At 70.0% G+C, this 16,302-nt stretch carries 16 protein-coding genes; 5 read left to right on the forward strand and 11 right to left on the reverse strand.

All coding sequences use genetic code 11. The features are described from left to right. The first annotated feature begins 18 nt into the window (after positions 1-18). Positions 19-675 carry a bifunctional DNA primase/polymerase gene (locus tag ABD932_RS31425; RefSeq protein WP_345017846.1) on the forward strand — a complete coding sequence of 219 codons (657 nt, stop codon included), beginning with the start codon at positions 19-21 and terminating at the stop codon, positions 673-675. 88 nt (positions 676-763) lie between these two features. On the opposite strand, the gene ftsY is transcribed toward ABD932_RS31425, so the two are convergent. Continuing rightward, positions 764-1,975: a signal recognition particle-docking protein FtsY gene (gene ftsY, locus ABD932_RS31430; RefSeq protein ID WP_126395354.1), complete on the reverse strand. Its 1,212-nt coding sequence runs from the start codon at positions 1,973-1,975 to the stop codon at positions 764-766. A gap of 105 nt (positions 1,976-2,080) precedes the next feature. Here ftsY and ABD932_RS31435 point away from each other — a divergent pair, with 105 nt between their 5' ends. Beyond that, on the forward strand, positions 2,081-3,052 hold the full coding sequence (locus ABD932_RS31435; protein ID WP_345017849.1) for an LLM class flavin-dependent oxidoreductase: 972 nt from the start codon (positions 2,081-2,083) through the stop codon (positions 3,050-3,052). Positions 3,053-3,104: 52 nt separating this feature from the next. Further along, positions 3,105-3,482 (forward strand): hypothetical protein, encoded by a 378-nt coding sequence (locus ABD932_RS31440; protein ID WP_345017851.1) that lies wholly within the window; start codon positions 3,105-3,107, stop codon positions 3,480-3,482. Between the two features lie 129 nt (positions 3,483-3,611). On the opposite strand, the gene ABD932_RS31445 is transcribed toward ABD932_RS31440, so the two are convergent. The 4 genes from ABD932_RS31445 to ABD932_RS31460 form a co-directional block, all read right to left on the reverse strand. After that, positions 3,612-5,027 carry a sugar porter family MFS transporter gene (locus ABD932_RS31445; RefSeq protein ID WP_345017853.1) on the reverse strand — a complete coding sequence of 472 codons (1,416 nt, stop codon included), beginning with the start codon at positions 5,025-5,027 and terminating at the stop codon, positions 3,612-3,614. A 220-nt stretch (positions 5,028-5,247) separates the two neighbouring features. After that, positions 5,248-8,871 (reverse strand): chromosome segregation protein SMC, encoded by a 3,624-nt coding sequence (gene smc / locus ABD932_RS31450; RefSeq protein WP_345017855.1) that lies wholly within the window; start codon positions 8,869-8,871, stop codon positions 5,248-5,250. Between the two features lie 262 nt (positions 8,872-9,133). Continuing rightward, a complete protein-coding gene (locus ABD932_RS31455) occupies positions 9,134-9,337 on the reverse strand; it encodes a hypothetical protein (RefSeq protein WP_007493378.1) in 204 nt (67 codons plus the stop codon). A 383-nt stretch (positions 9,338-9,720) separates the two neighbouring features. Then, the gene (locus tag ABD932_RS31460; RefSeq protein WP_126395349.1) at positions 9,721-10,002 is read right to left on the reverse strand and encodes an acylphosphatase; all 282 of its coding nucleotides are present in this window, start codon (positions 10,000-10,002) and stop codon (positions 9,721-9,723) included. A gap of 152 nt (positions 10,003-10,154) precedes the next feature. Between ABD932_RS31460 and ABD932_RS31465 the strand changes: the two genes are divergently transcribed. Further along, positions 10,155-11,297 carry a CAP domain-containing protein gene (locus ABD932_RS31465; protein WP_345017858.1) on the forward strand — a complete coding sequence of 381 codons (1,143 nt, stop codon included), beginning with the start codon at positions 10,155-10,157 and terminating at the stop codon, positions 11,295-11,297. Positions 11,298-11,388: 91 nt separating this feature from the next. Here ABD932_RS31465 and ABD932_RS31470 read toward each other — a convergent pair whose 3' ends face one another. After that, a complete protein-coding gene (locus ABD932_RS31470) occupies positions 11,389-11,979 on the reverse strand; it encodes a flavodoxin family protein (RefSeq protein WP_345017860.1) in 591 nt (196 codons plus the stop codon). Between the two features lie 107 nt (positions 11,980-12,086). On the opposite strand from ABD932_RS31470, the gene ABD932_RS31475 reads away from it, so the two are divergent. After that, entirely contained in the window at positions 12,087-12,488 is a 402-nt protein-coding gene (locus ABD932_RS31475) for a winged helix-turn-helix transcriptional regulator (RefSeq protein ID WP_345017862.1), read from the forward strand. Here the strand turns inward: ABD932_RS31475 and mutM are convergent. The 5 genes from mutM to ABD932_RS31500 all read right to left on the reverse strand — a co-directional run bounded on the left by mutM (position 12,461) and on the right by ABD932_RS31500 (position 16,247). Beyond that, positions 12,461-13,321 carry a bifunctional DNA-formamidopyrimidine glycosylase/DNA-(apurinic or apyrimidinic site) lyase gene (mutM, locus tag ABD932_RS31480; RefSeq protein WP_345017864.1) on the reverse strand — a complete coding sequence of 287 codons (861 nt, stop codon included), beginning with the start codon at positions 13,319-13,321 and terminating at the stop codon, positions 12,461-12,463. The two genes, ABD932_RS31475 and mutM, sit on opposite strands and share 28 nt — an antisense overlap. A gap of 82 nt (positions 13,322-13,403) precedes the next feature. Beyond that, entirely contained in the window at positions 13,404-14,204 is an 801-nt protein-coding gene (gene rnc / locus ABD932_RS31485; protein ID WP_345017866.1) for a ribonuclease III, read from the reverse strand. Between the two features lie 19 nt (positions 14,205-14,223). Next, complete coding sequence (gene rpmF, locus ABD932_RS31490) at positions 14,224-14,397, reverse strand: 50S ribosomal protein L32 (protein ID WP_003951102.1); 174 nt, start codon at positions 14,395-14,397, stop codon at positions 14,224-14,226. 2 nt (positions 14,398-14,399) lie between these two features. Continuing rightward, the gene (locus ABD932_RS31495) at positions 14,400-15,041 is read right to left on the reverse strand and encodes a YceD family protein (protein WP_345017868.1); all 642 of its coding nucleotides are present in this window, start codon (positions 15,039-15,041) and stop codon (positions 14,400-14,402) included. Between the two features lie 138 nt (positions 15,042-15,179). Further along, positions 15,180-16,247, reverse strand: coding sequence for a F0F1 ATP synthase subunit B (locus ABD932_RS31500; protein WP_345017870.1), 1,068 nt, complete (start codon positions 16,245-16,247; stop codon positions 15,180-15,182). Positions 16,248-16,302 lie beyond the last annotated feature (55 nt).

Here is a 16,302-nt window from a genome sequence, read left to right on the forward strand (position 1 = left end):
GGACCCGTTGGAGGGGGCATGGGCTTCACGATCGGCGGCATCCGGGAGATCCGATCCGGCTCGCGTCGACGCGGCCGCTCCTCGGAGTGCACGGCCGTCGCCGAGTTCACCGGGCTGTGGGGCTGGGACGTGGTGCCCGGCGCGCGGGCCGCGGCGGGCGCTTGTTCGTGCGGCCGCTCCGACTGTGACGCGCCCGGCGCACACCCCCTCGACTTCGCTCCCGAGGTTCCGGCCGGGGCCACGCTCGACGACGTGAGCAAGGCGTGGGCGGAGGTTCCGGGCGCCGCGGTGATGCTGCCGGCCGGGCGCGCGTTCGACGTGATCGAGGTGGCCGAGCCCGCCGGGCGCCGCGCGCTGACCCGGCTCGAGCGTATGGGCCTCCCCCTCGGCCCGGTCACCGCCACCCCCGAGGGCCGCGCCCACTTCTTCGTCGCCCCCGGCGCCGCGGCCGAGCTCGCCGAGCTCCTCTACCGCATGGGCTGGGACGACCCGACCCACCTCGACCTGCGCGGCCTCGGGCCCGGTACGCACATCACGGCCCCGCCGTCCGACCGCGGCGGGCTGGGTCCGGTGCGGTGGCTGCGGCCGCCCGCGCTCGACACCGCGACCAAGCCCCCCGCGGCGCGGTTGCTGCTGGGCACCTTGGCCTACGTGGCCCACAGGTCGCGCGCATAGACGTACACAGCGAAGCGCCCGTCCCCCAACTGCACCTTGGGAGGCGGGCGCTTCTTCGAGCAGATACGAATGTCGTAGGTGCCGGTCTTCACTCCCCGATAAGGGCGTCAACGAACGCCTCCGGCTCGAACGGCGCCAGATCGTCGGCCCCCTCGCCCAGCCCGATCAGCTTCACCGGTACACCCAGCTCGCGCTGCACGGCGACGACGATGCCGCCCTTGGCCGTGCCGTCCAGCTTGGTGAGCACGATGCCGGTGATGTCGACGACCTCGGCGAAGACACGGGCCTGGACCAGGCCGTTCTGCCCCGTCGTGGCGTCCAGCACGAGCAGCACCTCGTCCAGCGGAGCGTGCTTCTCGACGACCCGTTTGACCTTGCCGAGCTCGTCCATGAGCCCGGTCTTGGTGTGCAGGCGCCCGGCGGTGTCGATGAGCACCACGTCGGAGCCCATCTCCTTGCCCTCCTTCACCGCGTCGAAGGCGACGGAGGCGGGGTCGCCGCCCTCCGGACCGCGCACGGTGTAGGCGCCGACGCGCTCGCCCCAGGTCTGCAGCTGGTCGGCGGCGGCGGCACGGAAGGTGTCGGCGGCGCCCAGGACCACGCTGCGGCCGTCGGCCACGAGGACGCGGGCGAGCTTGCCGGTGGTGGTGGTCTTGCCGGTGCCGTTCACGCCGACGACCATCACGATGCCGGGCTTGCTGGCCTCCGGCTCGGTCTTGACCGTGCGGTCGAAGTCGGTGCCGACCAGCTTGAGCAGCTCCTCGCGCAGCAGGCCGCGCAGCTCCTCGGGGGTGCGGGTGCCGAGGACCTTCACGCGCTCACGCAGGCCGTCGACCAGTTCCTGGGTGGGCAGCACGCCGACGTCGGCGGTGAGCAGCGTGTCCTCGATCTCCTCCCAGGTGTCCTCGTCGAGGTGCTCGCGCGACAGGAGCGTGAGCAGCCCCTTGCCGAGGGCGTTCTGCGAGCGGGAGAGCCGGGCGCGCAGACGGATCAGGCGTCCAGCAGTGGGCTCCGGGATCTCGATCTCGGTCGGCGGGAGCTCTTCGACGACCGGCGGTTCCTCGACGGCGGTCGGTGCCCCGCCGCCGGGAAGGTCCACCTCCTCTATGGTCCGGCGCGGTTCGTCGCGCGGTGTCTCGGCCTCGTCGCCGACGTGCGGCTCGGCCGGAGGGGCGGTGATGTCGGGGGCGGCGGGCGGCGGCGGGGGCAGCTGCTTCTTGCGGCGGGTGCCGACGATGAGCCCGCCGAGCGCGCCGAGCACGACCACGGCGATGACTACAGCAAGGATGACGATGTCCATAACGCGTCCAGTATCGGCCATGGAGTCCCGCGACACCCCTATGGATGTCTGACACACCGTCAGCTAACGTCCGCCTTCACACCCGCCCGGTGAAGGGGGACCCCCATGCCCGTCACGGTCGTACGCTTCAACCTCGTCGAGCCCGACGCGACCCCCGCCTCCCTCGCGGCCCGCTACCAGGCGGCCGTACGGATGGCCGCGTACGCCGACGAGCACGGCATCACCACCGTGCAGACCGAGGAACACCACGGCGCCGAGAACAACTGGATGCCGTCACCGTTCGCCTTCGCGGCCGCGGTCTTCGGCGCGACGCGCCGCATCGCGGTCACCGTCTCGGCGATCATCGGCCCGCTGCACGACCCCCTGCGGCTCGCCGAGGAGATCGCCGTACTGGATCTGCTGAGCGGCGGCAGGCTGGTGACGGTCGCTGGGATCGGGTACCGGCCCGAGGAATACGCCCTGTTCGACGTGGACTGGAAGCAGCGGGGGCGGATCCAGGACGAGCTGCTGGAGACCCTGCTGAAGGCGTGGACCGGCGAGGAGTTCGAGTACCGCGGCCGTACGGTACGGATCACCCCGCGCCCCTTCACCGACCCGCACCCCCTGCTCCTGGTCGGCGGCTCCTCGAAGGCCGCCGCCCGCCGGGCCGCCCGGCTGGGCCTGCCGTTCTTCCCCAGCGCGCACCTGCCGGAGCTGGAGGCGTACTACAAGGAGCGGCTGGTCGAGTACGGCACCGACGGCTGGACCATGATGCCGGCCGCCGAGACACCGCTGCTGCACGTGGCCGAGGACCCCGACCGGACGTGGGCCGAGTACGGCGGGCACTTCCTGCACGAGGCGCGGACGTACGCCTCCTGGCAGTCCGGGGACATCCGCTCGGCGGTGAAGTCGGGGGCCACGACGGTGGAGGAACTGCGGGCGGAGGGGGTGTACCGGATCGTGACGCCCGAGGAGTGTGTGGCGCTGGGGTTCGACAACTACGTGCTGCACCCCTTGTCGGGCGGGATGCCGGTGGAGGAGGGGTGGCGGAGCCTGCGGTTGTTCGCGGAGGAGGTGCTTCCAGCGTTGGGCGGCTGACCTGCACGGATATTCGATGGCCCGGCCGGGCGGCGACTGATCCACTGGGAGCATGAGTCTGCTGGTGGAAGTGTTCGTCCGGGAATCGGACGGGCAGAGACGGATACTCGACGTGCCGGACGACGTCTATCAATCCGGCGGCTTCGAGTCTTGGCGTACGACCGTATGGGGATCGGAGTTCGTGCGCTCGCTGGGTGCGCGCTTCCTCCCCGTACTGGCCGAGCGGGACCTGGAAGTGGAGGCCGGACAGGTGCCGGAGTTCCTGCGCGAGGTCGCGGTGCTGCGGGCCCACCTCGACGCGATCGCTCACGGCACCGAGCATCCGCGGACGGTCGAGGAACACCGGGACGGGATCGAGGTGCGTTTGCGGATCATCGAGGAGAGCGCCCGCAAGGCCGCGGAGATCGGCGGCGGCGTCCTCATCTGGTGACGCACAGGGGGACGGTGACGTACGAAACCGCCGCCCCGGCTCGGGCAGTGGCCGAGCCGGGGCGGCGGCAGGGTTACGGGGAGAGGGGCAGCGGGGACTTGGCCCTTCTCCCCGAGTTTCGGGGGCCGGTCAGCCCATCTCCTCCAGCTTCTTGCCCTTGGTCTCGGGCACGAACTTGAGGATGAACGGGATGGAGAGGAAGGCGAACACCGCGTACATCACGTACGTCAGCGACAGGTTCCAGTCCGACAGGTCCGGGAAGGTGATCGTGATCACCCAGTTGGCGATCCACTGGGCCGAGGCGGCCACGCCCAGGGCGGCGGCGCGGATCTTGTTCGGGAAGACCTCGCCGAGCATGACCCAGACGACCACACCCCAGGACAGGGCGAAGAAGAGGACGAAGGCGTTGGCGGCGATGAGAGCCACGTAGCCCTGCGCGGTCGGCAGCGGGTCGTTGCCGTTCTGGAAGGAGAAGGCCCAGGCGGCCGCCGCGAGCGAGAGGCCCATGCCGACGGAGCCGATGAGGGCGAGCGGCTTGCGGCCGATGCGGTCCACGAAGATCATCGCGATCACGGTGCCGATGATGTTGATGATCGAGGTCTCGAACGAGTAGAAGAACGAGCTCGACGGGTCGACGCCCACGGACTGCCACAGCAGGTTCGAGTAGTAGAAGATGACGTTGATGCCGACCAGCTGCTGGAACACGGAGAGGCCGATACCGATCCACACGATCGGCAGCAGGCCGAACCGGCCGCCCAGCAGGTCCTTGAACGTCGACTTGTGGTCGCTGCGCATGGCCTGGTCGATCTCGGTGACCCGGGCGTCCAGGTCCACGCCGCCCTCGACGTCGGCGAGCACCTTCTTCGCGTCATCGACGCGGCCGACGCTGATCAGGTAGCGCGGGGACTCGGGGATCGCGAAGGACAGCAGACCGTAGATCACCGCGGGTACGAGCATCACGCCGAGCATCCACTGCCAGGCCTCCAGGCCCGCGACCGTCCCGCGCTCCTCGCCGTCGGCCATGTTGAGGATGGCCCAGTTGACGAGCTGGGAGACGGCGATGCCGATGACGATGGCGGCCTGCTGGAAGGAGGCGAGCCGGCCTCGGTAGGCGGGCGGGGCGACCTCGGCGATGTAGGCGGGGCCGATGACCGAGGCCATACCGATGGCGATACCGCCGAGGACACGCCAGGCGGCGAGGTCCCACGCGGCGAACGGCAGTCCGGAACCGACGGCGCTCACGGCGAACAGCACCGCCGCGATCTGCATGACGCGGATACGGCCGATGCGGTCGGCTATGCGGCCGGCGATGGCGGCACCGAGGGCACTGCCGAGCAGGGCGCTGGCGGCGACGGTACCGGTGACGCCGGAGCTGAGGTCGAACCGGGCCTGGATGCCGCCGTTGGCTCCGTTGATGACGGAGCTGTCGTAGCCGAACAGAAAGCCGCCCATGGCGGCCGCCGCGGTGATGAAGACGACGTGCCCGAGATGTTCGGGGTGCGCCGCCTTGGCTCCTGACGTGGGTGCCTGCGCTGTGCTGGTCACGTGTACTCCTCGGGCCACCGGCAACGCTGCCGGGTGGGGGTCAGCCGCTCCAAGTAGTGATACCTGAAGGTAAAAACAACGTTGCTGAGACTATGCCTTCAAGTTTCGAAGTCAATAGTCAGGGAGCTGTGACTTTCTAGACGTGACGAGGTGAGTTGTGTTCACTTCTTGAAGTGAAGGTGAAGGTGGTTGGAGGGAACCGAAACGGCCCCGAGGAGCGTCAGCGAAGCCGCTGGCTGATGACCTTCGACACGCCGTCGCCCTGCATGGAGACGCCGTACAGCGCGTCGGCGACCTCCATCGTGCGCTTCTGATGCGTGATCACGATCAGCTGCGAGGCTTCCTGGAGCTCCTGCATGATGCGGATCAGCCGCTGCAGGTTGGTGTCGTCGAGGGCGGCCTCGACCTCGTCCATGACGTAGAACGGGCTCGGCCGGGCCTTGAAGATCGACACCAGCATGGCGACGGCGGTGAGTGAGCGCTCACCACCCGAGAGCAGCGACAGCCGCTTGACCTTCTTGCCCGGCGGACGCGCCTCGACATCGACACCCGTGGTGAGCATGTTGTCGGGATCGGTCAGGATCAGCCGTCCCTCACCACCGGGGAACAGCCGGCTGAAGACGCCCTCGAACTCCCGGGCCGTGTCCCGGTAGGCCTCGGTGAAGACCTGCTCGACGCGCTCGTCGACCTCCTTGACGACCTGGAGCAGATCGGCGCGGGTCTTCTTCAGGTCCTCGAGCTGCTCGCTGAGGAACTTGTGCCGTTCCTCCAGCGCGGCGAACTCCTCCAGCGCGAGCGGATTGACCTTGCCGAGCTGCTGGTAGGCGCGCTCGGCGGCCTTGAGCCGCTTCTCCTGCTCGGCCCGGAGGAAGGGCTTGGGCTGGTTGCGGGGGTGCTCGGGGTCCTCGGGAAGCTGCTCGCCCTCCGCGGCCAGGGAGGGCGGTACGAGCTGGTGGGGGCCGTACTCGGAGACGAGCCCGGCGGGCTCCACGCCCAGCTCCTCCAGCGCCTTGGTCTCCAGCTGCTCGATCCGCATCCGCTTCTCGGCGCCGAGTACCTCGCCACGGTGGACGGAGTCGGTCAGCTTGTCGAGTTCGGCCTTGAGATCGCGGCCCTGGTTACGGGCGACGGTGAGTTCCTGTTCGCGCCGGGCCTTGGCGGCCTCGGCGGCGGTGCGCTCCTCGTCGGCGCGGGCGAGGGAGACCTCGACGTGCGCGAGGAGTTGGCGCGTGCCGGAGGCGACGGCTTCCGCGACGGCCGCCTCGTGCCGCAGCCGCGCCCGCCGCTGCTCGGCACGCGCGCGTGCCTCACGTTCGGCACGGGCGGCCCGGTCGAGGGACTCGGCGCGTCCGGCGAGGCCCTTGACCCGCTCCTCGTGCGTACGGGCCTGAAGCCGGGCCTCCATCTCCGTCTGCCGGGCGTTGGCGCCGTCGGCGGCGAGACGGTCCCGTACCGACGTGTCGGGCTCCTCCTCGACCGGCATCTCCTCGGCCACGGCGAGCCGTTCGGCCAGCTCCTCGACCTCCTGGAGGGCCTTGTCGAGGGAGTCCTGGGCCCGCGCGGCGGCGGCGACGGAACGCTCCGCCTCGCCCGCCGCGCCTCTTGCCTGGCCTGCGAGCCGGCCCAGCTGCTGGGCCACGGCCGACTTCTCCCGGTCGGCGGCACGCCTGCGCTCCCCCAGCTCCTCCACGAACGCGGCGCATGCCTTGCGGCGCTCGACCGCCGTGTGCTGCGCCTCGCCGAGTTCCTCGCACCGGACGGCCAGCTCTTCCAGCTCGGCGGCGGCCTCGTCCACGGAGGCCTGCACTTCGAGGAGGCTCGGCGCCCCGGCGGAGCCGCCGTGGGCGAAGTGGGCGCCGAGGAGGTCGCCTTCTGCGGTTACGGCGGTGAGGTCGGGGTGGGCGTAGACGAGTTCCTCGGCGTCCTCAAGGGTGGGGACGACCACGATGCCGTGGAGGAGGCGGCGGATCGCGGGCATGAGGTCGGCGGGGGCACGGACGAGATCAGCTGCGAAACGCTCCGCGGGTTGTGCCGCGATGGAAAGTGCCGCGTCATGTCGTCGGGCGTCTGCGGGTTCATCGTTGCTGGGCGCGCAGTTCCCCGCGCCCCTGGGGGGCGCCTCCGGCGCACCCGCCAGCAGCAGCGATGCCCTGCCGCCGTCCTGCTTACGCAGCAGCCTGATTGCATCGGCCGCCGCCGAAGCCGACGTCACCGCCAGCGCGTCTGCCGCCGCCCCGAAAGCCGCCGCCAGCGGTACCTCGTAGCCCGGTGTCACCGTCAGCAGTTCCGCCGCCGGTCCCAGCAAGCCGGTGAGGCGGTCCTTCGCGCCGAGCAGTATCCCCGTGCCGTCCTTGCGCCGCAGCCCCAGCGCCAGGGCCTCGTGCCGCGCCTGGGTCGCGGCTCGCTTGCGCTCGACCGCCGTGGCCGCCTCGCGGGCAGCGGACAGAGCGGCCTCCGCCTCGGTGAGCTGCCGTTTCGCCGCCTCGTGCTGCTCGCCCAATTCCGCGTCGCCGGCGTCCAGGCCGTCGACCTCGGCCTTCAGCGTCTCGTACTCCTCCTGCGCGGCGAAGGCACGCTCCTGGGCCTCGTCCCGCGCGGCGGCCAGGCGGTCGATCTCGGACTGGGCGGCGGCGGCACGCGAGCGCGCCGCGTTGACCTGCCCGTTCAGCCGGGCCAGCCCTTCGCGGCGGTCGGCGATGGCCCGGGCGACGTCCTTCAGGCGCCGCTCTTCGTGGGCGAGCTCGCGTTCCAGTTCGGCACGGTGGGCGACCGTGTCCTCAAGGGCCCGCTCGGCCGCCTCCAGGGCCGCTTCGAGCTCGGCCTCCTGTTCGCGGATCCGGGCGGCCTCGCGCTCCATGTCCTCGGGGTCGCGGCCCCGGCGCTCCTCCGGCGGCGCGGAGGTGGCGCTCTTCACGCGCGCGTCGGCCAGCGAGATCGTGCCGCGCACCCGCTCGGCGAGCTGGGACAGCTCGTACCAGGTCTGCTGGGCCCGCTGCAGCCGCGGCGTGAGCTGCCGTACCTCGTCCTCCAGGAGCGCCTCGCGCTGCAGGGCCTTCTTCAGCTCCTGCTCGGCGGACTCCTTGCGCTCCTTCAGCGCGGCCTCGTCGGCGACCTCGGCCTGGAGCGCCTCCCGGAGTCGTACGAGATCGTCGGCGAGGAGGCGGAGCCGGGCGTCGCGCAGGTCCGCCTGGATGACCGCGGCCCTGCGCGCCACCGCCGCCTGGCGGCCGAGCGGCTTCAACTGCCTGCGCAACTCGTCCGTCAGGTCCTGCACGCGCGCGAGGTTCGCCTGCATCGCGTCCAGCTTCCGCAGCGCCTTCTCCTTGCGCTTGCGGTGCTTGAGGACGCCCGCGGCCTCCTCGATGAAGGCGCGGCGGCCCATGGGGTCGGCGTGCAGGACGGAGTCGAGCTGGCCCTGGCCGACGATGACGTGCATCTCGCGGCCGATGCCGGAGTCGGAGAGGAGTTCCTGGATGTCGAGGAGTCGGCAGGTGTCTCCGTTGATCTGGTACTCGCTGCCGCCGTTGCGGAACATGATCCGCGTGATGGTGACCTCGGAGTACTCGATGGGCAGCGCCCCGTCGGAGTTGTCGATGGTCAGCGACACCTCGGCGCGGCCCAGCGGCGGGCGGCCAGTGGTGCCGGCGAAGATGACGTCCTCCATCTTGCCGCCGCGCAGCGACTTGGCACCCTGCTCGCCCATGACCCAGCTGAGCGCGTCCACGACATTGGACTTGCCCGAGCCGTTCGGTCCGACGACACACGTGATCCCCGGCTCGAACCGGAGCGTGGTCGCCGAGGCGAACGACTTGAACCCGCGGAGGGTCAGGGCCTTGAGGTGCACGCCGCTGGACTCTACCTTCCGGGGATGTCTCGCTCCATGAACCCACGGTTTCACCGATGAACGTGCAGGGCACACCAGACGTTAAAGAGGGTGAAAGGATGCGCGGGGCATTAAGCCGGGGCAAGAAAGAAGGGACGCCGAAGCGTCCCTTGCAAACTTCTTACGGCTGACTGGCCAGCCGTTCGACAACTTAGCGGTTGAACTTAGCGGTTGATACGGGCCGCCCAACCACTGCTGGTGCTGTTGTGGAGCGATGCAGTGATCAGGTGAGCGCAGGCTCCGCCTGGTGTGCGTCGATGCTCTCCATGATCCTGTCGTGAGAAGCGGCAGCCTGCAGGGCGTCGTTCTCCGCCTGGATCCGTCCGAGCTCGGATTCCAGGTCCTGGACACGCTGCTGGAGCCGTCGCATCTCGGCGAGGAGTCGAGGGTCGGAGCCGCCGACGTAACCGAGAAGCGCCTTTGCCATGATGGATGGTCCTCCACACTGAGTGACCGACCGAAGCGGTGTGGGTCGTGAGGGATTCGCACCCGCGGTTGCTTGGCAGGCCTGGAGTTGTACTGCCGTTCAGCCATGCCAAACAGCTAAGGTGCGCGGGGCTTTCAGCGTCTCACCAAAAAGTTTGACGGTCAACACGATCACGCCCCGTATCGGTGGGAAACCCGGGGGCACACGGCCGGAAAGCGGCGGTGCGACGACTCCTGCGGGCCCCTCGGGGCGTGGCGATCATCCTTACGTGCGGAGCCTGCCACTGCAAGGGGGTTATTGGCAACCACCTGCTCATTTCTGCTCGGGGCAGTTGCCAGTGGCAGATCTTTCCGCTTGTGCCAGGCCCGCTTTACGGAACCGGCTCAGCGGATGGCGAAGCCGTCGTAACCCCCGCGAGGTGTGTCCCAGATCTCGGTGACACCGTCCACCCGCCCGGGCGTGTCGTCGCCCTGAAGCCAGTCCAGAAGTCCCTCACAGCCCGTCCGCGAGCCCTCCGCGACCACTTGGACCCGTCCGTCGTCCAAATTGAGAGCAAAACCACTCAGGTCGCCGATCTCGAGGGCCTTGGCCCGCGTGAACCAGCGAAAACCCACACCTTGGACCCGTCCACGCACCCAGGCGACCAGCCGTACATCCTCGCTCATGACTGCAACCTAACGGGCCAATGTCTCTCCGGGCACTTCCTCCCCGGGCGCCATGCGGTACCGTCCCCACCCAATGAATCCCATATGAAACTCACACGATCGAGTGAGTTCTGTGAGGACGTTGAGACCGCACGGACGAGGAAGGCCAGAACATGGGACGCCACCGACGCTCCGCCGCCGGCCGCGCCGCCAGGGGCCGCGCCACGGGGGTCACACATACGGACGGCTCCTATACGGAGGGCCACGACCCCCTGGACTCGTACGCGAACGACCGCCCCACCATGGGCATCGCGCCCTATCTGAACCCGGAGGCGTACGCCGAGGCCTACGCGAAGAGCGACGCCTACCTCTTCGCCTCGGACGACGACTACGACCGGATCACCGCCACCACGACCTTCCCGAGCGATGACACGACGGCCACCGCGGCCTTCCGGAGTGACGGCTTCACGCCCGACGCCGGCTCCCGGCGGCCCGGTGGCTCGCACCGGCGCCGCAAGAAGAAGGCCGCCGCGCCGGTGAAGACCGGCCTGCTCGGCGTCTCCGCGGCGGTCGCTCTCGGCACGGTCGCGGTCGCCACGGGCGTGGTGCCCGGCATCCAGAACTACCAGCTCGGCGGAGGCAGCGGCGCGGACCGCGTGCAGGCCGCGGACACCCCGACCAACTCCCCCAGCGAGCAGGGCGGCACCTCCGGCAGCGCCGAGAGCCACGAGGACAACGGCGCGACGAGCCGCGACGTCCAGCGGCCCGCCTCACCGGCCCCGTCGACGTCGTCGGCCGCGCCGACGAAGACCCCGTCGAAGAAGCCGTCGGCGACGCCCAGCGAGAAGCCGAAGGAAACTCCGTCCCGTACGGCCACCAAGGCTCCGGAGAAGAAGCCGGAGAAGGAGAAGGCCAACGACCCCGTGGCGGTGTCCGCGGAGTCCGCCGCCGCGGCCGAGGTGCTGAGCCTGGTCAACGAGGAGCGTGCGAAGGTGGGCTGCAGCGCGGTCTCCGCCAACAGCGCGCTGGCGGATCTGGCCCAGGACTTCAGCGAGGCCATGGCCGACCGGGGCTTCTTCGACCACACCGACCCCGACGGTGCGTCCCCGTGGGACCGGGCCGCGAAGGCAGGCATAACCGACCTCGGCGGCGAGAACATAGCCCGCGGCCAGTCCGACGCCGCCGCCGTGATGGAGGCCTGGATGAACAGCCCGGGCCACAAGGCCAACATCCTGAACTGCGACTTCAAGACACTGGGGGTCGGCGTGCACTTCGGCTCCGGCGGACCTTGGTGGACGCAGGACTTCGGGTACTAGAAGCACGTACCGCAAGCGCGTACGGCGAGGGGCTCCCTTCCGGTGACCGGCATCCGGTGACCGCGGGGAGCCCCTCGCGCGTTCAGTGGACCTACGCGGCGACCGCGGCGCGCCCGTGCGCGAACACCTTCGCCGTCTCGGCCACCCGGCGCCCGAGGTGCTCGGCCGTGGCGACGTCGGCCTTGTGGACGGCCTCCGGGCCCTGGTCGGCGTTGGTCTGGGCGGCGGCGCCGGCGAAGACGCCCAGGCGGTTGAGGTCGTTCTCGGAGCCGGCGCTGCTGTTCCAGCCGGGGAGCAGACCGAGGTTGATCCAGTGCATGCCGAGCTGGGCCGCCAGGATCTGGAAGAACTGCAGGGTGTGCAGCTTGTCGCCGCTCTTGGAGGCGGAGTTGGTGAAGCCGGCGGCCAGCTTGTCCGTCCAGGCCCGCTCGGCCCAGCGCTTCGAGGTGGCCTCCGCGAAGACGTGGAAGGCGCCGGACGCGGTGCCCATGTAGGTGGGCGAACCGAACACGATGGCGTCCGAGCCGTCGAGGATCGCCCACTGCTCCTCGGTGATCTCGTCCACCTTGATCAGATGCACCTCGGCACCGGCCTCGACGGCACCGGTACGGACGGCCTCGGCGATGACGGCGGTGTGGCCGTAACCGGAGTGGTAGGCGATGGAGACAACAGGGGTGGTCACGTACGTACTCCTGAAATAGGCAGCTCACTGGCGATGACCGAAGGAAAGCACTAACTTCTAGTTAGTGCAACCTGCGGGTTAGCGCTGCGTTCGAGTACGCTTCAGATATGGACACCACGCAGGAGCGCACGGAGGCGCAGGACCTCCCGTACGACGTGTTCGCCAAGGCCTGTCCCTCGCGCGGCACGCTGGAGCACGTCACGGGCCGCTGGGGCGGGCTCACGCTCGGCGCCCTGTACGAGGGCTCGCTGCGCTTCAACGAGCTGCGCCGTCGCGTCGACGGCGTCAGCGAGAAGATGCTGTCCCAGACGCTGCACGCCCTGGAGCGCGACGGCCTGGTGCACCGCGAGGCCCAGCCGACCAATCCGCCGCGGGTCGACTACGAGCTGACGGCACTGGGGCGCGGGATCGCCGAGCGGCTGCTGGGCCTCATCCACTTCGTGGAAGGCCAGATGGACGACGTGCTCGAAGCACGCCGGCATTACGACGAGACGCGCGGCGCCCGCTGACACTTCGGACAGAAGTAGCTGGACCGGTTCATCCAGGCCCGTCGGCGCATCGGCGTACCGCACCGCTTGCACGGCAGTCCCTCACGGCCGTACGCGTCCAGCGACCGGTCGAAGTAGCCCGACTCGCCGTTGACGTTGACGTACAGGCTGTCGAAGCTGGTGCCGCCCACGGCGAGGGCGGCGTTCATCACGTCCCTTACGTGGCCCAGGAGTTCGAGGCTGCGCGGGCGGGTGAAGGTGCCGGTCGGTCGGTCGTAGTGGAGGCGGGTGCGCCAAAGGGCCTCGTCCGCGTAGATGTTGCCGACGCCGCTGATCAACGACTGGTCGAGCAGGGCCCGTTTGATGGTCGTGCGCTTGCGGCGCAGGGCTTGGTGGAAGGCCTCGTCGTCGAAGAGCGGGTCGAGCGGGTCGCGGGCGATGTGCGCGATGACGTCGGGCAGGCCGTCGGGGGTGTTGTCGTGCAACGACAGGCCGCCGAAGGTGCGTTGGTCGACGAAGCGCAGCTCGGTGCCGAGGGCGTCCGCGAAGCGCACGCGGATCCTGAGGTGCTTCTCGTCGGGCGCGGTGTGCGGCTGGACCAGCAGCTGGCCGCTCATGCCGAGGTGGGCCAGGATCGACTGGTCGGTGTCCTCCAGGGGCAGCCACAGGTACTTGCCGCGGCGGCTCGGCGTGCCGATGCGCAGGCCCTTGAGGCGGTGCGCGAAGTCGTCCGGACCCGCGAGGTGCCGACGTACGGCACGCGGGTGCAGCACCTCGGCGTCGGCGACCGTGCGGTGGGCGACCCACCGCTCCAGGCCGCGCCGGACCACCTCGACCTCGGGCAACTCGGGCATGGGATCCCCCGTACACACCTTGCGGGTATGGGCCGAGCGCCCGCCCCATGGCCGGGACGGGCGCTCGGATCGCGCTGTTCGGTCAGGCGGAGGCCGACGACGCGTCGGCGTCGGCGTCGGGCTCGGCGGCATCCACTGCCGCCTTCGCCTTCTTGGCGCGCTCGTCCGCCGCGGCCCGGATGGACCGCCACGCGGATTCCGCGGCCTGCTGCTCCGCCTCCTTCTTGCTGCGGCCGGTGCCGGTGCCGTACGAGACGCCTCCGACGCGGGCGGCAGCAGTGAAGGTCTTCTCGTGGTCGGGGCCGGTCTCCGTGACCAGGTACTCGGGCACACCGAGCCCCTCGGTCGCGGTGAGCTCCTGGAGACTGGTCTTCCAGTCCAGGCCGGCTCCGAGGTTCGAGGACTTCTCGATCAAGGGGTCGAACAGGCGGTGCACCAGCTCCGCCGCCGAGTCCAGTCCCTGGTCGAGATAGACCGCGCCGATCACCGCTTCCAGGGTGTCGGCGAGGATGGACGCCTTGTCCCGGCCGCCCGTGCCCTCTTCACCACGGCCGAGCCGGATGAAGGAGCCGAGTTCGAGGCCACGACCGACCTCCGCCAGCGCACGCGAGTTGACCACCGCGGCCCGCAGCTTGGCCAGCTGGCCTTCGGGCAGGTCGGGGTGGGTGCGGTACAGCGTGTCCGTGACCACGAGGCCGAGGACGGAGTCCCCGAGGAACTCCAGGCGCTCGTTGGTCGGCAGACCGCCGTTCTCGTACGCGTAGGAACGGTGGGTCAGCGCACGCACCAGAAGGGCGGACTCGAGCTTGTACCCGAGCCGCCCTTCCAACAGCGTGTGGGACGAGGCCTGGTTGTCCGCTGCGTTCTTCTTAGGCGTGGACACAGTGCCTCTCACCAGCCGCTCAGACCTCGAGGACCTGGCGCTTGTTGTAGGTGCCGCAAGACGGGCACGCGATGTGCTGCTGCTTGGGCTCGTGGCAGCGCTCGCACGCAACCAGGGTGGGGACCGCAGCCTTCCACTGCGACCGGCGGTGGCGCGTGTTGCTGCGCGACATCTTCCGCTTCGGAACAGCCACGGCTACTTCTCCTGCTTCTCGTCGACGCCCGGTTCGGCGCCGCTCATCTCGTCCTTCTCGCCGTCTTCGAGTGAACCGGCGAGTCCCTGCAGTGCCGCCCAACGGATGTCGACGGCGTCATGGTGGTGGTCCGGGTCGTCCGCGAGGCGCGCGCCGCACTCGGCGCACAGTCCCGGGCAGTCTTCCTGGCACACCGGCTGCATCGGCAGTGCGAGCACCACCGCATCGCGCAGCACGGGTTCGAGGTCGAACAGGCCGTCCTCGAGAAAGAGCCTGTCCTCGTCGTCCTCGGCGTCGTCGCCGGGTTCCGCGTGGTGCACACGGCCCCGGTCGTCGGCGTCAGGGTACGAGAACATCTCCTGGAAGTCCGCTTCCACGTCGAGCTGAAGCGGCTCCAGACACCTTACGCACTCCCCCTCGGCCTGTGCACGGGCGGTGCCTGTGACAAGCACCCCTTCCATGACCGACTCGAGCCGGAGTTCGAGCTCCACCGGAGCGCCTTCCGGCACTCCGACGACTCCCTGGATACCGAAGTCCTTGGGAGCGTCGATCGCGCGGGTCAGGCGCTGCAGCGCACCAGGACGCCGTCCCAGCTCGTGTGTGTCGAACACGAGAGGGTTGCGGTGGTCGAGGCGGGCTGTCACGCCATTCCTGCTTTCGATCTGCTGAGCTCAGAGGGTCACTGCCCTTCGGTGCTCCCGGGCAGCGTTGATCGCGGACGTACGCGCGACCGAAGAGCCAGGATACTGGACCTTTCGCTCCCGGCCCAATCCGGTGGTGGCCTACTGACCGCGCCCCTGCTCGTAGGCCCGCAACTGCTCCGCGCTGATCATGCTGGTGTCGAAGAGGCTGGTCTCGTCGAGGGCGTAGCCCTGGTTGCCCTGCGCGGTCTGCTGCGGGGCCTGGTTCGGGTCGTAGGCGGCCTGCTGGGGGGCGTAGCCCTGGTAGGCGTAGGGGTCGGCCTGCTGGTAGCCGTACGGGGCCTGCTGGCCGCCGTAACCCTGCTGGTAGCCGCCGTACGGATCCGCGCCCTGCTGCTGGTAGCCGTACGCCGGCTGCGCGGTCTGCGGGTCGTACTGCGGCTGTGGCGGTACGGCCGGCTGCTCGGCCGGGGCTGCCGGGGTGTCCCGCTCCGCGAGGGCGGCGAGGTCGGCCAGGTAGTCGGCGTCGCTGGAGTGCTGGACGGTGGTGGCGTCGTCGGCGAGGGAGCCGAGGTCGTCGGTGGCGATACGGCCGTGCAACTTCTGGCGGCCCTTGCCGACGGCCTCCAGGGTCTTGGTGAGGACCGCCTCGAAGGCACCCAGCTTGGTGTCGACGTAGGCGTCCGCGTCGCGGCGCAGCGTCTCGGGGTCGTGGCTGCGCTCGGGGGCGTCCTCGTCCGCGTAGCCCTGCTCGTCCAGGCCGGGACCCGTACCGAGGAGCTTCTCGCGGCCCCGGCCGACCGAGCCGATGGTCTTGGTGAGGACGACCTCGAAGTTGGCGAGCTTGGAGTCGACGTAGTCGTCGGCCTCGGCGCGGATCTCCTCGGCCTCCTGGCGGGCCTCGGTGAGGATGCGTTCGGCCTCGGCCTGGGAGCGGCGGGCGACCTCGGTGTCGGAGATCAGGGAGCCGCGCTCGGCGTGTGCGCCCTGGATGATCCGCTCGGCCTCCTGGCGGGCCTGCTCGACCATCTGCTCACGGCCGCCGATCAGCTCCTGGGCCTGGGCGAGGGAGCCGGGCAGGGCCTCACGGACCTGTTCGAGCATCGCGAGCAGTTCGGCGCGGTTGACCACGCACGAGGCCGACATGGGCATCGACCGGGCGCCGGAGACCGAGGCGACGATCTCGTCGAGCTTCTTCTGCACGTCCACCTGTGCTCGCCACTCTCTACAGCTGTGTTGGAGACGGACGGGACGACTGTAGTCC

The organism is Streptomyces shaanxiensis (assembly GCF_039537145.1).
Taxonomy (GTDB): Bacteria; Actinomycetota; Actinomycetes; order Streptomycetales; family Streptomycetaceae; genus Streptomyces; species Streptomyces shaanxiensis.